Source organism: Actinomadura sp. B10D3 (assembly GCF_039871695.1).
Classification (GTDB): Bacteria; Actinomycetota; Actinomycetes; order Streptosporangiales; family Streptosporangiaceae; genus Spirillospora; species Spirillospora madurae.
Genome location: NZ_JBDPLY010000022.1, coordinates 1 through 15,695, shown reverse-complemented (window position 1 = coordinate 15,695; position 15,695 = coordinate 1). Strand labels below are relative to the sequence as shown.

Genomic DNA, 15,695 nt, shown 5'->3' with positions numbered 1-15,695 from the left:
GAGCCCGCCGCCCGAGGAAGCGCCATACGTGCGCCGGTGCTCTCCCGGAACGGTCGGTCGGTCTCGATGATGAGCTCGGTGGCGCCGGCGTCGAAGTAGCGCTGGAGACCGGCGGCGACGATGTCCTCGTCCCCGACGACCGCACCGGGCACGGGGTTCGCGGCGGTGATCAGTTCACCCTGGAAGCCGGGCGTTCGTAGGGCATGCCGAACACGGGCACCGCGGCGTTCTCGCCGCTGTTGAAAGGCAGAGACAAAACTGAGACGCATGTAGATCAATCCGTCGTGGCGGGGGCGGCGGCACTCGTGCTGTCGAACCGCGCCGCCGGCGAGCGGTGAGCGGCTTCCGGTGGCGTGGCTGGCAGCATGGCAGGTGTGGACAGAGATGCCGTAGGACGGTGGGTCGCCGGATACGAGCGGGCGTGGCGCACACCCGGCAGCGAGCAGCTCGCCGAGCTGTTCTCGCCGGACGTGTCGTACCTGCCCTCACCCTGGGCACAGCCGATCGAGGGCCTGTCGCGGCTCGGCGTCTGGTGGGACGCCGAGCGCGACGGCCCCGACGAACCGTTCACGATGACGAGCGAGATCGTGGCCGTCGACGGCGGCACGGCGGTGGTGCGGATCGAGGTCGAGTACGAGCGCGACGAGCTGGCGCGCTGGCGCGACCTCTGGATCATGCGTTTCGACGCCGACGGCCGCTGCGATCACTTCGAGGAGTGGCCCTTCACCCCGGACCAACCCGACGGACACTAGGAACCGGTGGAGAGGCACGCCTGTCGAAGGCCGGGCTCAGGCCGTGGTCCAGGTGTATCCGACACCGTCGCAGCCGGTCCATCCCTGGCTCCTGAAGTCACCGGCCTGTGCGGTGGGGATGATCTTCCAGAAGGAGCCCTTGCTGACGCGGCAGATGGCCATCTTGCCCGCACCGGCCTGCGTGGAGATGAAGCCGGGAACGCCCTCGTACCTGAACTTCCCGCCGGCCACGAGGCTGTCGCGTTCGGCTGGCGAGGCGGTGGTGAGGTACGACGACTGGCTGAGCAGCCGGAGCCTGTAGACGGCGGTGCTTCCCGGAACCTTTCTCGGCGAGAGATGGCCCAGCTCGTCACCGGTGGGCTTGAAGCGTTGCGGCATTGGACGCACACCCGGAAACGGCGATGCCACCGAATGCGAGAACGACCGCTGCTCCCGCCACGCGCCTTCGGGCATGTGAACGCGTCACAGATTCTCCTCCGATTGTTGCCGACTGTACGCGCCAGGCATCAGGCGCTCTCCCCGTGCCTCACTCGCGGACCCGACCTTGGTGGTGGTCGTCAGGGCGGGCCCGTCAGCGCTGCTCAGCACCGTCCGGACCTGCCATAGACCCGACCTCAGATGATCAGGCCGCAACCCTGCCGGGCGACGCCTTCGTGACGCTGTCGCCTGCCTGTCGTCGGAGCGATCGATCATTTGTCGCGGTCGCGGTCGCGGTCGCGGTCGCGCCCGCGGTGGCGTCGCGGGGATGCGGGGTGAAGATCGATGCCAGTCTGGTTGTGAGGCTTTCTCGGGTTTGGTGTTCGTGGTTCTATGAGAACCAAGTAAGCGTTCGGGGGCCAGGGCGGAGCGCCGAGCGAGGGAGTACCGGATGGGCCCGCGGTTTCTCAGGAGGTTGTGGGTGCCGCCGGCGGCCGCGACCGTGCTGGTCCTCGGCCTGGTGCAGGGGGCGCAGGCGCACATCGAGCGGCCGTCGTACTGGCCGTCTCCCGGGCCCGACTGCTCCGTCAGCCCGTGCGCGGGCGGGGCGGTGCCGACGCCGCGGAGCCTGGCGTCGGCCGTGGAGACCGTCCCGGGGAGCACGACCCGCGTGGTGTGCCGGCCGGATTCGCTGGAGCGACTTGACGCCTCGATCAAGCGGGCGCTGAAGTCGGGCTACGACATCCGCCCGCACGACCACCGGACTCTCGGCGCCGCCGAGGCGCGGGAGCTGAAGCGGATCAACCGGGCACTGTTCGATCTGTGCCGGTACAGCGAGATCCAGCCCGCGGTGACCGATTCGCGGAACAACGACCGGGTCGTGGTGCTGCCGGGTCTCTACACCGAGCCCACGGCGCGGAAGAAGCCGACCCACGACCCCGCGTGCGAGGAGTACAAGCTGAGCACGGGCGCGTACTCCTACCTCGGCGAGTACATGTGCCAGAACGACGCCAACCTGATCGCCGTGCTCGGACGGGCTCCCGGCGGCGGCGAGGACCCGGATCCGCCGCTCGTCGACCGGCACGGCATCCCCAACCTGGGCGCGTGCGTGCGCTGCAACCTCCAGGTCGAAGGGTCGGGCGTGAGCGCCGACGACGTGATCGTGGACGCCGGCGATCCGTCGTCCGGCAACGGCGGCCCGCGCAACTCGGCGAAGGACGTGGGCATCCGCGCCGACAGGGCCGACGGCTTCGTCCTGCGGAACGTGACCGTCCGGCACGCTGAAGAACACAACATCTACGTGCTGGAGAGCAACGGGTACCTGCTGGACAGATTCAAGGCCTTCTACGCGGGCGAGTACGGCGTGCTCACCTTCGTCGAAGACCATGGTGTGATTCAGAACTGCGAGGCTGTCGGGAACGGCGACTCCGGGCTGTATCCCGGGTCGGGTGCGAAGACCGCGGCCGGACGCGACGAGAAGGTCTATCCGACCGCGCGCTACAGCCAGCAGATTCGCTACTGCGACTCGCACCACAACACCAGCGGCTATTCGGGCACCGACGGCAGCGCGACCTGGGTGCACCACAACAACTTCTACGACAATGCCCTCGGCTTCACGACCGACGTGTTCACCGCCGCCGGGCATCCCGGTTTCCCGCAGCAGGGCGACCTCATCGAGCACAACGACTTCTTCTCGAACAACTTCAACCCCTACCTGGCGGACAGCGATGTGGTGCCGACGGTGCCTGTCCCGGTAGGGAGCGGAATGTGGATCGCCGGCGGTGACGACAACGTCGTCCGGAACAACAAGTTCCGCGATAACTGGCGGCGCGGGGCCATGCTCTTCGCCGTCCCGGACGCGTTCGTCTGCTCCGAGCAGCCCATGACCGGCTGCGACCCGCTGAAGCTGTCCACCTCGCACCGCAACCAGTTCTACGGCAACCAAATGACCGGCAACGGCCTGGACTTCTGGTGGGACGCCTTCCCCGGGAATTTCGCCAACTGCTGGTACTCCAACGGAACCGTCACCACGTCCCCCGCCAACCTGCCCGACTGCCTGAACGGGAAGGCGCCCTTCCTCAGCATCGGGTTCGGCAATCTGGGCAACGAACTCGAACTGCTCACCTGCATGGCCAACCTGAAGCCCGGCGGACCGTGCCCCTGGTTCACGACCCCCAAGGCCCCCGCTCCGGCCGCGTCCAGGACCGCCCCCGCCGACGCCCCTCACACCCACGGGACACGCGAACTCGACGACGCGATGCTCGCCGCGATGACCTGCCATTCCTGGCAGGAGATGACGACCGGCCAGCGCGACCACATGCTGGACAAGATGGCGGTGTTCATGGGTGGCCAGATCGACCATCCCGGAGCGCGCGGCACGACGCTGAGTAACAAGAAGGCGACCAGCATGCTCAACAACGCCTGCGGGCTGTCCTTCGCGGGCCCGTTCAAGCTCTACAAGCTCTACGCCCGAGCGGCGGCCTTCCCCCTGCAACTCCCATGACTGGGCACGGCCGGTCGAGGGCCTGTCACGGCTGACCCTTCGGGGGGCCGTCGGTGAACGGTGGGAGCGCGTCGACTCGGCGCAGTTCCCTCTCGGTTCGATGCCGGTGCATCCGGCTGATGACCGCCAGGTTCGCGGATTTCCTGGAGGAGGCCGGCTCGATCCGCGACAGGGGCGTCTTCACCGACGCCGTGGACGCCGAGCGCAGGCGCCCCTGGTCGCCGTCGCCGACATCGCGGCGGCCGCCGCCGGGCTGCTGCTGGACCGCTCGTGGTCCGGCGCCGGCAGCGTCCCGGTCCTCGGACCGCGGGACCTGTCTCCCAACGACCTCGCCCGCATCATGACCGAGCAGCTCGGCCGCCCCGTCCGCTATGAACGCCGGCCGCTCGGCGAGCTGCGCGCCGCCCTCGTCGGCCACGGCCTCGACGAGGCGTTCGTCCAGGGCATCGTCGACATGAAGCATGCCAAGAACGAGGGCCTCGACGCCGGTGTCACCCGCACCCCGGACACCACCGGCGCGACCACCTTCGAGCACTGGTGCACCCAGGTCCTCAAGCCCGCCGTCCTCTTCTGAAGCCCGTTCCCATCACAACCACCGGGGAGACCCCATCATGCCCATCGAGGAGACCGAACCGCCGGTCACCGCTTTCATGCTCGTCAAGACCACGCCCGAGTGGCTCGCACTGAGCGTCCCGGAGCGGATCAAGGCCTTCGCCACCCAGATCGTCCCCACGATCGAGGCCAAGACCGCCGGCGTCCGGTCACGCTTCTACGACACCGAGTTCTACTCCGCGCGCGTCACCGACGTCTGGGTCTGGGAAGCAGACGATCACCACGCCTACCAGCTCCTCATCGACGCGCTTCGCGAAACCCCGTTCTGGGACCGCTACTTCGAGGTCGTCGACCTCCTCGTCGGTACGGAGAACGGCTATGCCCGCAACTACGACGTCGACCCTGTCGCCAGCATCAGCACCTAACACATCGCTCCGTATCGACGGACGCGCACGCCCCCTCCCTCTCCACTGAAGGTGGAGGGGGCGTGGCACGGGCCAGGTCTGGAGACCGATACTGAACGAGCACTAAGTGCCCTTCATGCCTGTTTCGTACGATATGGGAGTGAGCTACGAGCCGCCGCGGGACCTGGTCGCCCTGAAGCGCGACTTCCTGATCGTCGAGGCCGGCCCCTCCGGCCACTACGACTTCACCGCCGGGATGCGCCGTCTCCGGGAGCTGACCGACCTCATCCAGCAGCACCCGTGGTGGGCCACCGTGGACAACGGCTTCCACGCCCGCGCCGAGGTCATCAAGGCCGCCAAGGCCGCGCTCCCGCCGGGCTTCCCGCACGAACTGCCGGACGAGATACCGCCCGCGACAGCACCCGCCTAGCTACGAGCTGACCGGCCGCCGTTCCTTCAGCGTCCAGCACGCGCCGCTGCACCCTTCCGGCAGCGGCGGCAGCGGATGCCCCGCCACGTCGGTGCTCCACTGGTGACGATCACCGCAGTCGCACTCATAGAAGCCGCTGTCGGGGGCTCGTTCTCCGGACCTGAAGCTTTCTCCCAATTCAGCCATGCCCCCCGAGAGCCAATGATTGAGACCCATAGCTCCATCCGCACCCCCAGCCGAGCCGGCACCAGCCACCCCGATGCGACCGGCTGAGGCAATGATCCCCCTTGGATCCGGTACCGGAAGGTAGACGGCGTTACTGCGCCACGCTTCCCCCGCCGAAGAAGGCGAAAAGCGAATGTGAAAGTATTTCGGATGCGAGAACCTGTCTTTTTGGCACATGCCTACCGAGCCGCGTCTGCTCTGCGTTGCAGCCTGGCCAAGTCATTCACTCCGGGCGTTTCCGCCGTTATGGGATGGGGGGTGGGACGATGGCTACTGTGCCGGAGGCGTGTTTGAGGACGGCGTCGCTGGTGGCGCCGAGAGTCAGTTCCTCGACGACGCCCGTGCCGCGGGTGCCCACCACCAGCAGCGTGGCGTCCTCTGCCGCCTCGAGCAGGGCCTCCCGCGGTGACTTCAGCACGAGGGACGTCGTGGCCGAGACGGCGGGGTACTTCACCAGCCATGGCGCGACCGTCCGTTCCAGCACCGCCCCGCACACGCGGCGCAGTGCGTCCTCGTCATTGAAGAGCGACAGGTCGCCGTCGGGGGCCGCGCCGGGCTCCCAGCACCCGTACACCGCCCGCAGCCGCCAGCCGCGCAGCGCCGCCTCCTCGAACCCGAACGCCAGGGCGGCGTCCGCGCCCACCGAACCGTCCACGCCCACGACCACCAGCCCGTCGCGGACAGCGGCCGACCGCACGACCACGACCGGACGATCCGCGTGGGCGGGCAGCCGCAGGGACGTCGATCCCACCGGCATCTCGCCGGGTGCGCGGGAGCCGACCACGATGAGGTCGGACTCCCGCCCCTCGCTCACCAGCGCGGCGTAGGGACTCCCGGTCTCCAGCCGCTTGCGCACCTTCAGGCCGGGGGCCCACTCCCGGGCCAATGCCACACCCTGATCGAGGAGGTGCTCACCCATCCTGCGGACGATCGCCACGCCCTCGTTGTCGATATAGGTGATCGGGAACGGCCAGCGCCAGACTTGGCAGACCGTGAGCGGCAGCCGGCGCAGCCGAGCCTCCTGCACCGCCCACCGCAGCGCACGCTCGCTCTCGCTCGTTCCGTCGTAACCGACGACCACATCGCTCATGGCATCCTCCTCGATCCGTCTCCATCCCATCGCCCGGCAGGGCGGTCCTTCAGGGGCGAACGGCCCCTCGGCGGCGGGACCTTCGGCACCGGTCAGGCGGCGTCAGGCGGGACGATCGCCACCGTGCACGGCGCGTGGTGGAGCATCGCCGAACTGGTCGCGCCGAGCAGCAGCGGGTCCAGACCGCCGATACCGCGATCTCCGACCACGAGCATGTCGGCGTCGGCGGCCGCGTCGAGCAGCGCCTCCCGAGGCCGCTGCAACGACACGGACATCTGCACCGGGACCTTCGGGTGGCGCTGGCGCCAAGGATGAACGGCCTTATCCAACGTGGCGGTTCTGGCTTCGTAAAGTCGGTGCTTGTCGTTGAACAGGGGCAGCTCCCAATCCGGCACCGCGCCCGGTTCCCAGGTTCCGTAGACCACCCGCAGGTCGGCTTCGCGCAGTGCGGCCTCCTCGATGGCGAAGCCGAGGGCGGCGTCCGCGGCGTCGGATCCGTCCACCCCGGCCACGACGAGGCCTCGGGTCCCGCCCGGCCGCCGGACGGCGATCACCGGACGGTGCGTGCGCGCCGGGAGCTGCACCGCCGTCGACCCGGCAAGCAGCCGGTGCCGCTCGTGCGAGCCGATCACGATCAGCTCGGCATCGTCGGACTCGCGGACCAGCGTGTCGCTGACGGGCTCCCGCCTCAGCAGCGTGCGCACCTTCCCGGGGATCCCCAGGGACCGCGCTCGGTCGGCGCCCTCCTGAAGGAGATTCTCCCCAGCACGCTGGAAGACCGCCCGGACGCTCTCGTCAACGTGGTCCTCCGGGTAGGGCCAGTGCCAGCAGTAGCACATCGTCAGATCGAGTCCGCGCAGCCGGGCCTCGTCCACCGCCCAGCACAGCGCGGGCTCGTTCTCCTCGGTCCCGTCGTAGCCGAGGAGGATGTTCGGCCGCTGGGGCCTGAGCAGTTCGGCCATCGAGCACCCCCTTTCCCCCGGTGATGCCCCGCTTCCAGTCTCGGATGCGCAGGGCGCCTGCTGGACGGGCCGAAGGTCCCTCGGTCTCAGGACTCTCGGGGATCCCCGGCGCGATCGACCGGTGAGAACGCGGCGACACCGGGAACACCGGGGCCGAAGCGGACGAGAGCGCAGGGAGACACCATTAGCCGGTGGATCCTGGCCTATGACGGCTATGACCCCGCGGCGGAAGGGCTGCGGGAAGCTCTCTGCACCCTCGGAAACGGCTACTTCGCCACACGAGGGGCCGCTCCCGAATCGTCCGCGGACGACGTCCACTATCCGGGGACCTACATCGCAGGCTGCTACAACCGTCTGACGGCCGAGATCGACGGGCGGCGCCTCGACAACGCCGACCTGGTGAACATGCCGAACTGGCTCCCCCCTGACGTTCCGGGCCGCCGACGGCGAGTGGTTCGGCCCGGACAGCGCCCTCAGGGAGGACCGGCTGCTCTCCTACCGCCAGGAACTCGACTCCGGCGCGGCGTCCTGACCCGGCTCGTGCGTGTGCGGGACCAGGCCGGACGGACGTTCCGCGTGGCCCAGCGCCGCATGGTGTCGTTCCTCACCATGCGCTTCCCCGAGATCGCCCGGGCACTGCTGATGTACCGGTGGCGGAGGCTGCCGGCGGCCCGGTGCGCGGCGGCCGACGCCGGGCACCGCGGCGCGATGTACCCATGGCAGAGCGCCACGGACGGGTGCGAGGAGACCCATCGCGTCCATCTGAACCCGCGATCGGGCCGGTGGCTGCTCGACCACACGCACCTCCAGCGGCATGTCGGCCTCACCGTCGCCCTCAACGTCTGGCGCTTCTACGAGGCGACCGGCGACGCCGAATTCCTCGCCGAGTACGGCGCCGAGATCATGCTGGAGGTCGCCCGGTTCTTCGCGGACCTGGCCGACTACGACCGCTCCACCGACCGGTACCGGGTCCGCGGTGTCATGGGGCCCGACGAGTACCACGACGCCCACCCGGGACGGGACGAGCCCGGCCTGGACGACAACGCCTACACCAACGTCCTCACCGCGTGGCTGCTGCGGCGGGCGCTGGACGCGCTCGCCGGGCTGCCCGAGGACCGCCGGGCGGAGCTGCGCGAGCGGCTCGCGCTGACCCGCGAGGAGATCACCCGTTTCGAGGACGTGGCACGCAAGATGTACGTCCCGTTCCACGACGGCGTGATCAGCCAGTTCGACGGCTACTCCTATCTGGAGGAGCTCGACTGGGCCGGCTACCGGGAACGCTATGGCGACATCCGGCGGTTGGACCGGATCCTCGAAGCGGAGGGCGACTCCCCCAACAACTACAAGGCCTCCAAACAGGCCGACGTGCTCTTGCTCTACTACGTGCTCTCACCCGAGGAGCTCGACGGTGTGCTGCGGCACCTCGGTTACGACCATGGGCCCGCCCTGGCCGCCAGGACCATCGAGTACTACCTGCCGCGGACCTGCGACGGATCGACCTTGAGCTCCCTCGTCCACGCCTGGATCCTGGCCCACACCGATGGCGACGAAGCCTGGCGCATCTTCCTGGAGGCCCTGTTCAGCGATGTCGGCGACGTCCAGCGCGGCACCACCGCGGAGGACGTCCACCTGGGCGCGATGGCCGGCACCGTCGACCTCGTCCAGCGCTGCCACGCCGGGATCGCCACCCGCGACGGCTCCCTTCGCCTCGCCCCCCGCCTTCCCTCCGCGCTCGACCGGCTGCGGCTCGGCCTCCGCTTCCGGGGCCACTGGGGCATCGACCTGATCTGCCGCCGGGACCGCATCCGGGTCGCGCTCCGTCCCGGCGCCGCGTCCCCCATCCGCATCTCGTACGCCGCCGACGAGATCGAGATTCCTCCCGGTGGGTCGTGGGAAGCCCCCCTCGATGAGGGCAGGCCCGCCCCACCCGGGGGTCTGACCGGGACGACGCCGCCGACCAGGGACGCGGCGAAGCGAATCCCGCGGCAGTGGCCCACGGACCGGACCCGAGCCGAAGGGCGCGAATCGCGCGGCATCCTTCCGGACCTGTTCGACTGGATCGAGTCCCCGTTCACCATGTTCCGCACCGGCACCGGTCACACCCTGTGGGTCGAGAACTACATGGACGACGGCGACCACGTGATCCGCGCCGAGCTGCCGGGCAAGTTCCACTACGGCTCCTTCACCCGGTCCTTCACCCTCCCCGCGGACACCAAGGTCGAGGACATCAAGGCGTCCTACGACAAGGGCATCCTCACCGTCCGCGTGCCGATGCCCAAGGCCGCCAAGACCGAGTCCAAGCGGATCCCCGTCGAGCGGTGACCCGGGAGTCCACGGCGAAGGCATCGGATCGATCACTCGATCCGATGCCTTCGACTGTGCGGTCCGCGGTGCACCTCGCGCGGGCGGCCCGCCAGCACGCATCGGACCCCGCGGCACGCATCGGACTCAGCGCGCGTGGACGACCGCCACCGGGCAAGGGGCGTGGTGGACCAGGGCGTGACTGACCGACCCGAGGAGCAGGCCGCGGAAGCCGCCCAGGCCGCGCGAGCCGACGACCAGCAGGCGTGCCTCCCCGGCCGCGTTCATCAGCGCCTCGCGCGGCGGCCCGGAGACGATGTCGATCTGGACCTTCACCTCGGGGTGGAGCTCCCGGGCCGGGATCATCAGCCTCGCCAGGTGGGCCCGTGCGGCGTCCCGCATGCCGGCCTCGTCCACCAGCGGGGGGATCTCCCTCACGGGCACCTCTTCCCAGGCGACGACCGCGTGGACGTCCCAACCGTGCGCGTCGGCCTCGGTGAAGGCCATCGCCAGCGCCTCCCGGGAGGCCGGTGAACCGTCCACGCCCACCACGACGCGCCCCTCCCCCTGTTCCGGCGGCGGGACGGGGTCGCCCCTGACGATCACGACGGGGCATGGGGCGTGTGCGGCCACCTGGGCACCGACCGACCCCAGCACGAGCCCGACGAACCCGCCCAGCCCTCGCGGGCCGAGCACGATCAGGTCCGCGGCACGGCCGGCCTCGATCAGCCTCGCGGACGCCTGCCCCCGTGCCAGCACCCCTCGCACGCTCAACTCGGGTGCCGCCTTCCGGGCATGCTCGACTCCGGTGCCGAGGGTCTCTTCCGCCAAGGCCCGCAGATCGACGACCGGCATGGCGACCGGGCCTCCGACGTAGACGTCCCAGACGTGAAGCACGGTCAGGTCGAGGCCGCGGGTCTGTGCTTCATCTGCCGCCCACTTCAGGGCCTGCTCACCACCGGTCGATCCGTCGTAGCCGACGACCACACCAGCGATCGGCTCATCCTTCATGGGGCACTCCCCTTTCAAAGACCTGGTCACTTCGAGCCTCGCTCGATAGAGCCGGGCCATGTGAGGGGCGAGAGTCCAGAAGAACAAGGACCTTCGGCCCTCCGGAAGCCGCTCGCGGCCCGGCGAAGGACCGAACGTCCTGCCGGACGGGACCTTTGTGTCTGCGCCGTCCGCCCGGCCGGGGCGACCGCGTCCAGCGCGCTCCGGAACAGCTCGGCGGAGACCGCGGCCGTGGTGTCGACCGGGTTGCCGACCGCCGCGTACGCCGGAAGCGCCGCGGAGAGCCGGCGTCGCGTCGCCGGGCCGAGGAGGGGGACGGTGAGCCCCGCGTCGGCGCAGGCGTCGGCCGCCAGGACCCCCGCGCCACCCGCGTTGGAGACGACCGCGACGCGCGGCCCCGCGGGCAGCGGCTGGCTCGCCAGCAGCGCGGCGGCGTCCACCAGCTCCCCGACGTCGTCGGTGGCGAGGATGCCCGCCTGCTCGAACAGGGCTGAGGCCGAAGAACCGCAGGTACAGGCTCTCCACACACGCGCGGAGGAAGGACTGTCGGTCATGCCTCCAGCGTCGACCGGCACGCCCCGGCCCGTCTGCGTCCCAAGGTCACCGATCACCGGGACCTTCGTCCCCCACCCGGCGATTCCGGCGAAGCCGTCCCCGCGGGACGAGTGCCGGTGACACCGGGACGAAGGTCCCTAGGGCACTCGGGCGATGCGACGGACAGTGAAAACGGCACCGTCGCCGCCACCCGGGCGGCGCGCCGACGCAAAGGAGCTCCGCCATGGCGAGGCAGATCACCCATGGTTCGACAGTCCCGGCCTTGGAGCAGCGTGTCGCGGTGCTGGAGCGGCAGGTCGCCGCGCTGACCGAGGCGACGCGCCTGCTGGCCGCCGCGCTGGAGGGCACTCCGCTGGACTCCGCGGGCGACGTCGCCGCGCGGACGGCGCGACGCGCGCACGAACTGCTCCTCCTGCCGCCGCTGACGTCCACCGGCCCCCGTTGACGAGCCCCCCAAAGGAGAGGGACATGTCCACGCAGCGAAGAACGATCCTCGTCGGAGCCGACGGCTCCGCTCCGTCCGACCGCGCCATCGGCTGGGCCGCGGACGAGGCCGCACGGACCGGAAAGGCCCTGCTCATCCTCCACGTCGTGGAGACCGCCACCCTGGACCTCCCGGGGCGCACGACCGACGGCATCTCCGAGGCGCTCGCCGCATCGGGGGACCTGATCCTGCGGGAAGGCCGGGCGCTCGCGTCGGAGCGGCGACCGGAGCTCGCCGTCGACACCATGCTCGTCCACGAGCGGAACGTGCCGGCCGGGCTGCGGCAGTACGCCGGCGAGGCCGCCGAGGTCGTGATCGGGCACCGCGGCCGCGGAGGTTTCGCCGGGCTGCTGCTCGGCTCCACGGGCCTGCGGCTGGCCGGGCACTACCCGGGCCCGGTGATCGTGGTCCGCGACCAGGACGGCTCCACGGCGGGCGAGGTCGTGGCCGGCCTCGACCTCGCCGAGGACCCCGGACCGGTCCTCGAACACGCCTTCACCGCGGCCGCCGCCCGGGGCGCGCGGCTGCGGGTGCTGCACGCCTGGCATCCGCCGGCGCTCGCCGTCGAGTCCGGCGTCGACCTGCAGATCACCGCCGACACCTTCCGCGATCACCTGGCCGCGGCCCTGGCCCCCTGGCGGGACCGCCACCCGGACGTCAAGGTCGTCGAGGACGTCGTCCTCGGCCACCCGGTCGACATGCTCGCGACGGCGTCGGCGCACGCCGACCTGGTCGTCGTCGGGTCCCGGGGACGGTCGTTCCCGCTCGGGTCGGTCAGCCACGGCGTCATCCACCACGCCCACTGCCCCGTCGCCGTCGTCCGCCCCTACGACTGACGGACGGCAGCCGCATATCGGCCCTCTCGGGAATGACTTCGAGCCGAGGGGCAAGGAAGGGGCAGAGAGGGGAGATCCATGCTGGTCCGCGAAGCGATGACCTCACCGGTGGTGACGACCGTTCCGTCGGCCACCGTCCGGCAGGCCATCCGCGTCCTCCACGAGCGCGACGTGACCGCGCTCCCCGTCGTGGACGCCGAAGGCCGGCTCGTGGGGATCGTCAGCGAGATGGATCTGCTGCGCGGCGAGTTCGAGGCCGACCCCCGTGCCTTCGCCCGGCCCCGGACGACCCCGTCCGCGCCGGTTCCCCGGCACGTCGAGGACGTCATGACCCGCGACGTCCAGACCGCGCGGCCGACCACCGACGTCGCCGAACTCGCCGAGACGATGGTCCGCACCCGGATCAAGAGCGTCCCCGTGGTGGACGCCCGCACCGTCGTCGGCATCATCAGCCGCCGTGATCTCATCGCGATGCTGGCCCGCGGCGACGCGCGCATCCGCGACGACGTGGTCGCCGCCATCAGCGAGATCGCACCGGGAGGGCCGGCGTGGGAGGTCTCCGTCGAGGACGGCGTCGTGGAACTGCGAGGGCCCCACGACGAGCGGGCACAGAAGATCGTCGAAGTGCTGGCCCGTACCGTCCCCGGAGTCACCCGCGTCTGCGTACGGCCGGGCGTCCAGCCCTGATGCCCCGGTCGGGGCCTGGGTCCGTCCACCCCGGGACCTTCGCCTCTGAACCCCGCCGGCGCGTGGACGCAGGCTGGAGGCATGACCACGAACCCACCGCTGGAGCAGCGCACCGTCGCCGAACTGATGACCCGTGACCTGCTCACCATCGCCGCCGACGAGTCCGTCCTGATGGCCTGGGAGCTGATGTGCAGGGCCGAGGTCCACCATCTGCCGGTCACCGATGTCGAGGGCGGGTTCCTCGGCGTCATCGACGCCCACACGCTCATCGCCGCCTGGAACGCCACCACTCCCCGCGAGGCGCGCCGTCCCGTCACGACCCTTCTGCCTTCCCGGCGCCCCTCCGCCGTGCGCCCCATGGCCACCGTCCCGGACGCGGCACGGGCCATGCTGGACGCCGACACGGACTACGCGCCGGTAACGGACGAGCACGGCGCCCTGGTCGGCCTGATCACGGCCCGGGACCTGATCGGCGCCCTCGCAGGCGTGCACCGCGAGATCCCCGAGCGCGCCGGGGGCATGCCGTCCCTTTACAGGATCGAGCCTGTTCTCCCCCGCCAGACCCCGGCTCACCATGCGAGCGGCAGCAGCATCGACCCTGGTTGACGCCGCCGCGACCATGTGGAAAGGCCCGGCAGACGCCGGGCCTTCGACTTGCCGCGTTCCCTGAGGGCAGGCCCGCGATCACCAGGTCGGTGTCACGGGACGCGGCGACGAACGCGGCGGCGGGGTTGTCCTGGACGATGTCCTCCACGACCTCCACTCCGGGGAAGCGTTTCCGCATCGGCGCGTGGGCCTCGATGACACGCCACCGGGCCCGCTCCTCGATGCGGCGGATGTCGGCGCCCGCTCCGGGCTCGTCCAGTGCCTTGGGGAACGGCCAGGCGTGCACGACGCGGAGCCTGGCCTCCCGTGCGGCGGCGGCCCGGAACGCGTACTCCAGGACGGCACGCTCCGCCAAGGCCCGGACGGTGCGCGCGCGACCGTCAGCTCCCCGGTCACCGTCACCTGCGGCTGCCGGGCGCGGGCGACGCGCTCGGCGTCCGCCCAGCACCTGGTCGCCCTCGCGCGTCAGCGACCTCACCTCGCCGGGGGCGGTGTCGAGCGGGGATGTCGAAGGGCCATTTCTCCACCGCGTGCACGACGGTCAGGGCACGCTCGTAGCGGGCGGCCTCGTCGGCGGCGAAGGCCACGGCACGTTCGGACGGGACGGAGCCGTCGGCTCCCACGATGATCGGATCTGACATGGTCGACTCCTTCTTCGCTTCCTCCGCCGGCGGACCCCCGCCGGGGCGGGCCGGTCAGCCGTCCAGGGGCATGACGACCACGGGGCAGCTCGCGTGGTGCAGGACCGCGTGGTTGACCCGGCCCAGCGCCATCCCGATCAGGCCGGTCCGGCGGGCGGCTCCGACGACCACCAGCGCGGCGGTCCGCGAGGCCTCGACCAGGGCCTGGGACGCCGTGCGGTCGGAGACCAGCTCCTCGACCTGGACGTCCGGCTGGTCCGCGCGGAGACCCGCGAGGGACGCCGACAGTTCCATGTCCTCGATCACCCGCCTGCGCGGGGAGCCGAAGTCGCCGCCCACGGCGTGCAGCGCCAGGATCCCCGCGCCCCGCGACGCGGCCTCCTCGAAGGCCCAGCCGAGCATGGCCCTCTCGCCGGGCCGGCCCTCGACCCCGGCCACGATCCGTGCCGGCACGTCGGCCGGATAGGGCGCCTCGCGCGGCACCACCAGCACCGGGCACCGGGCATGCGCGGCCGTGTAGAGCCCGACCGACCCGAACAGCAGGCCCTCGAAACCGCCCAGCCCCCGCGATCCCACGGCCACCATCGCCGCCTGATCACTGCCCTCCACCAGCGCACTTCCCGGATCGGTGCGCGCGAGCCGCGTGCCGATGTCCAGATCGGGGTGCAGCTTCAGCGTGTACTGGCGCGCCTCGGCGAGCAGGTCCTCGCGTTCGGCGATCAGCCGGCGCAGCGCGTCCGGCGGGATCGTGCCGTCCTCCACCAGCGCGCGGGACGCGTGCACCAGGTCCAGGGACAGGCGGTGCCGGACGGCGTAGTCGGCGGCCCAGTCCAGGGCCCGCCACGCATGCGCGGACCCGTCGATGCCCACGGTGACCTGATTCGGCATGGGGCTCCCCTCCAGAACCTGGCGGCGTGATGTCCACTTCGACGCTAGATCGCATCGTCGCGGCTATCCCGGGCCGAAGGTCCCGATTGCCGGGGCCGAGGGGGCCGATCGGCCGCTACCCGCCGAGCGCCCGCAGCGCCTCCGCCTCGATGCCGTCGGCGTCGAGGCCGTAGTGGCGGTAGAGGTGCGTCGGGGGGCCGATGAGGGCGTACTCGTCCGCGATCCCGTGCCGGGCGACCCGGGCGGCGAGGCCCGCCCCCGCGACGGTCTCGGCGACCGCGCCGCCGAGCCCGCCCAGGATGCTGTGCTCCTCCACGGTGAGCAGGAGCCCCGACCGCCGTGCGGCGTCCA

Annotated in this window: 18 protein-coding genes; 10 read left to right on the top strand and 8 right to left on the bottom strand. The window is 71.0% G+C overall.

The features are described from left to right. The first annotated feature begins 374 nt into the window (after window positions 1-374). The gene (locus tag ABGB11_RS28260; RefSeq protein ID WP_347637543.1) at window positions 375-752 is read left to right on the top strand and encodes a nuclear transport factor 2 family protein; all 378 of its coding nucleotides are present in this window, start codon (window positions 375-377) and stop codon (window positions 750-752) included. A gap of 36 nt (window positions 753-788) precedes the next feature. Here the strand turns inward: ABGB11_RS28260 and ABGB11_RS28255 are convergent, their stop codons facing one another. Beyond that, window positions 789-1,205 (bottom strand): hypothetical protein, encoded by a 417-nt coding sequence (locus tag ABGB11_RS28255; RefSeq protein WP_347637541.1) that lies wholly within the window; start codon window positions 1,203-1,205, stop codon window positions 789-791. A 445-nt stretch (window positions 1,206-1,650) separates the two neighbouring features. Between ABGB11_RS28255 and ABGB11_RS28250 the strand changes: the two genes are divergently transcribed. From ABGB11_RS28250 to ABGB11_RS28235, 4 genes are all read left to right on the top strand, one after another. Beyond that, the gene (locus ABGB11_RS28250) at window positions 1,651-3,672 is read left to right on the top strand and encodes a right-handed parallel beta-helix repeat-containing protein (RefSeq protein WP_347637539.1); all 2,022 of its coding nucleotides are present in this window, start codon (window positions 1,651-1,653) and stop codon (window positions 3,670-3,672) included. A gap of 100 nt (window positions 3,673-3,772) precedes the next feature. Further along, a complete protein-coding gene (locus ABGB11_RS28245) occupies window positions 3,773-4,246 on the top strand; it encodes a hypothetical protein (protein ID WP_347637537.1) in 474 nt (157 codons plus the stop codon). Window positions 4,247-4,283: 37 nt separating this feature from the next. Then, window positions 4,284-4,649, top strand: coding sequence for a darcynin family protein (locus tag ABGB11_RS28240; protein ID WP_347637535.1), 366 nt, complete (start codon window positions 4,284-4,286; stop codon window positions 4,647-4,649). 139 nt (window positions 4,650-4,788) lie between these two features. After that, the gene (locus ABGB11_RS28235; protein WP_347637533.1) at window positions 4,789-5,058 is read left to right on the top strand and encodes a hypothetical protein; all 270 of its coding nucleotides are present in this window, start codon (window positions 4,789-4,791) and stop codon (window positions 5,056-5,058) included. A gap of 469 nt (window positions 5,059-5,527) precedes the next feature. Here the strand turns inward: ABGB11_RS28235 and ABGB11_RS28230 are convergent, their stop codons facing one another. Together ABGB11_RS28230 and ABGB11_RS28225 are read right to left on the bottom strand one after the other, a co-directional pair. Continuing rightward, a complete protein-coding gene (locus ABGB11_RS28230; protein ID WP_347637531.1) occupies window positions 5,528-6,373 on the bottom strand; it encodes a universal stress protein in 846 nt (281 codons plus the stop codon). Window positions 6,374-6,465: 92 nt separating this feature from the next. Beyond that, complete coding sequence (locus ABGB11_RS28225; protein ID WP_347637529.1) at window positions 6,466-7,335, bottom strand: universal stress protein; 870 nt, start codon at window positions 7,333-7,335, stop codon at window positions 6,466-6,468. A gap of 57 nt (window positions 7,336-7,392) precedes the next feature. Here ABGB11_RS28225 and ABGB11_RS28220 point away from each other — a divergent pair, with 57 nt between their 5' ends. Then, window positions 7,393-9,657: a glycosyl hydrolase family 65 protein gene (locus ABGB11_RS28220; RefSeq protein WP_347637743.1), complete on the top strand. Its 2,265-nt coding sequence runs from the start codon at window positions 7,393-7,395 to the stop codon at window positions 9,655-9,657. Window positions 9,658-9,783: 126 nt separating this feature from the next. Here the strand turns inward: ABGB11_RS28220 and ABGB11_RS28215 are convergent, their stop codons facing one another. Together ABGB11_RS28215 and ABGB11_RS28210 are read right to left on the bottom strand one after the other, a co-directional pair. Then, on the bottom strand, window positions 9,784-10,647 hold the full coding sequence (locus tag ABGB11_RS28215; RefSeq protein ID WP_347637527.1) for a universal stress protein: 864 nt from the start codon (window positions 10,645-10,647) through the stop codon (window positions 9,784-9,786). Window positions 10,648-10,673: 26 nt separating this feature from the next. Then, on the bottom strand, window positions 10,674-11,201 hold the full coding sequence (locus tag ABGB11_RS28210; protein ID WP_347637525.1) for a hypothetical protein: 528 nt from the start codon (window positions 11,199-11,201) through the stop codon (window positions 10,674-10,676). Window positions 11,202-11,425: 224 nt separating this feature from the next. On the opposite strand from ABGB11_RS28210, the gene ABGB11_RS28205 reads away from it, so the two are divergent. The 4 genes from ABGB11_RS28205 to ABGB11_RS28190 all read left to right on the top strand — a co-directional run bounded on the left by ABGB11_RS28205 (window position 11,426) and on the right by ABGB11_RS28190 (window position 13,815). Beyond that, window positions 11,426-11,647 carry a hypothetical protein gene (locus ABGB11_RS28205; RefSeq protein WP_347637523.1) on the top strand — a complete coding sequence of 74 codons (222 nt, stop codon included), beginning with the start codon at window positions 11,426-11,428 and terminating at the stop codon, window positions 11,645-11,647. Window positions 11,648-11,670: 23 nt separating this feature from the next. After that, window positions 11,671-12,522, top strand: a complete 852-nt coding sequence (locus ABGB11_RS28200; RefSeq protein ID WP_347637521.1) for a universal stress protein — start codon at window positions 11,671-11,673, stop codon at window positions 12,520-12,522. Window positions 12,523-12,600: 78 nt separating this feature from the next. Next, window positions 12,601-13,209: a CBS domain-containing protein gene (locus ABGB11_RS28195; protein ID WP_347637519.1), complete on the top strand. Its 609-nt coding sequence runs from the start codon at window positions 12,601-12,603 to the stop codon at window positions 13,207-13,209. An 81-nt stretch (window positions 13,210-13,290) separates the two neighbouring features. Beyond that, window positions 13,291-13,815: a CBS domain-containing protein gene (locus tag ABGB11_RS28190; RefSeq protein ID WP_347637517.1), complete on the top strand. Its 525-nt coding sequence runs from the start codon at window positions 13,291-13,293 to the stop codon at window positions 13,813-13,815. Window positions 13,816-14,213: 398 nt separating this feature from the next. Here ABGB11_RS28190 and ABGB11_RS28185 read toward each other — a convergent pair whose 3' ends face one another. From ABGB11_RS28185 to ABGB11_RS28175, 3 genes are all read right to left on the bottom strand, one after another. Then, the gene (locus tag ABGB11_RS28185; RefSeq protein WP_347637515.1) at window positions 14,214-14,456 is read right to left on the bottom strand and encodes a universal stress protein; all 243 of its coding nucleotides are present in this window, start codon (window positions 14,454-14,456) and stop codon (window positions 14,214-14,216) included. A 54-nt stretch (window positions 14,457-14,510) separates the two neighbouring features. Beyond that, complete coding sequence (locus ABGB11_RS28180) at window positions 14,511-15,344, bottom strand: universal stress protein (protein WP_347637513.1); 834 nt, start codon at window positions 15,342-15,344, stop codon at window positions 14,511-14,513. 115 nt (window positions 15,345-15,459) lie between these two features. Continuing rightward, window positions 15,460-15,695, bottom strand: a 236-nt coding sequence (locus tag ABGB11_RS28175) for a transketolase C-terminal domain-containing protein (RefSeq protein WP_347637511.1), incomplete at its 5' end; no start/stop codon positions are given.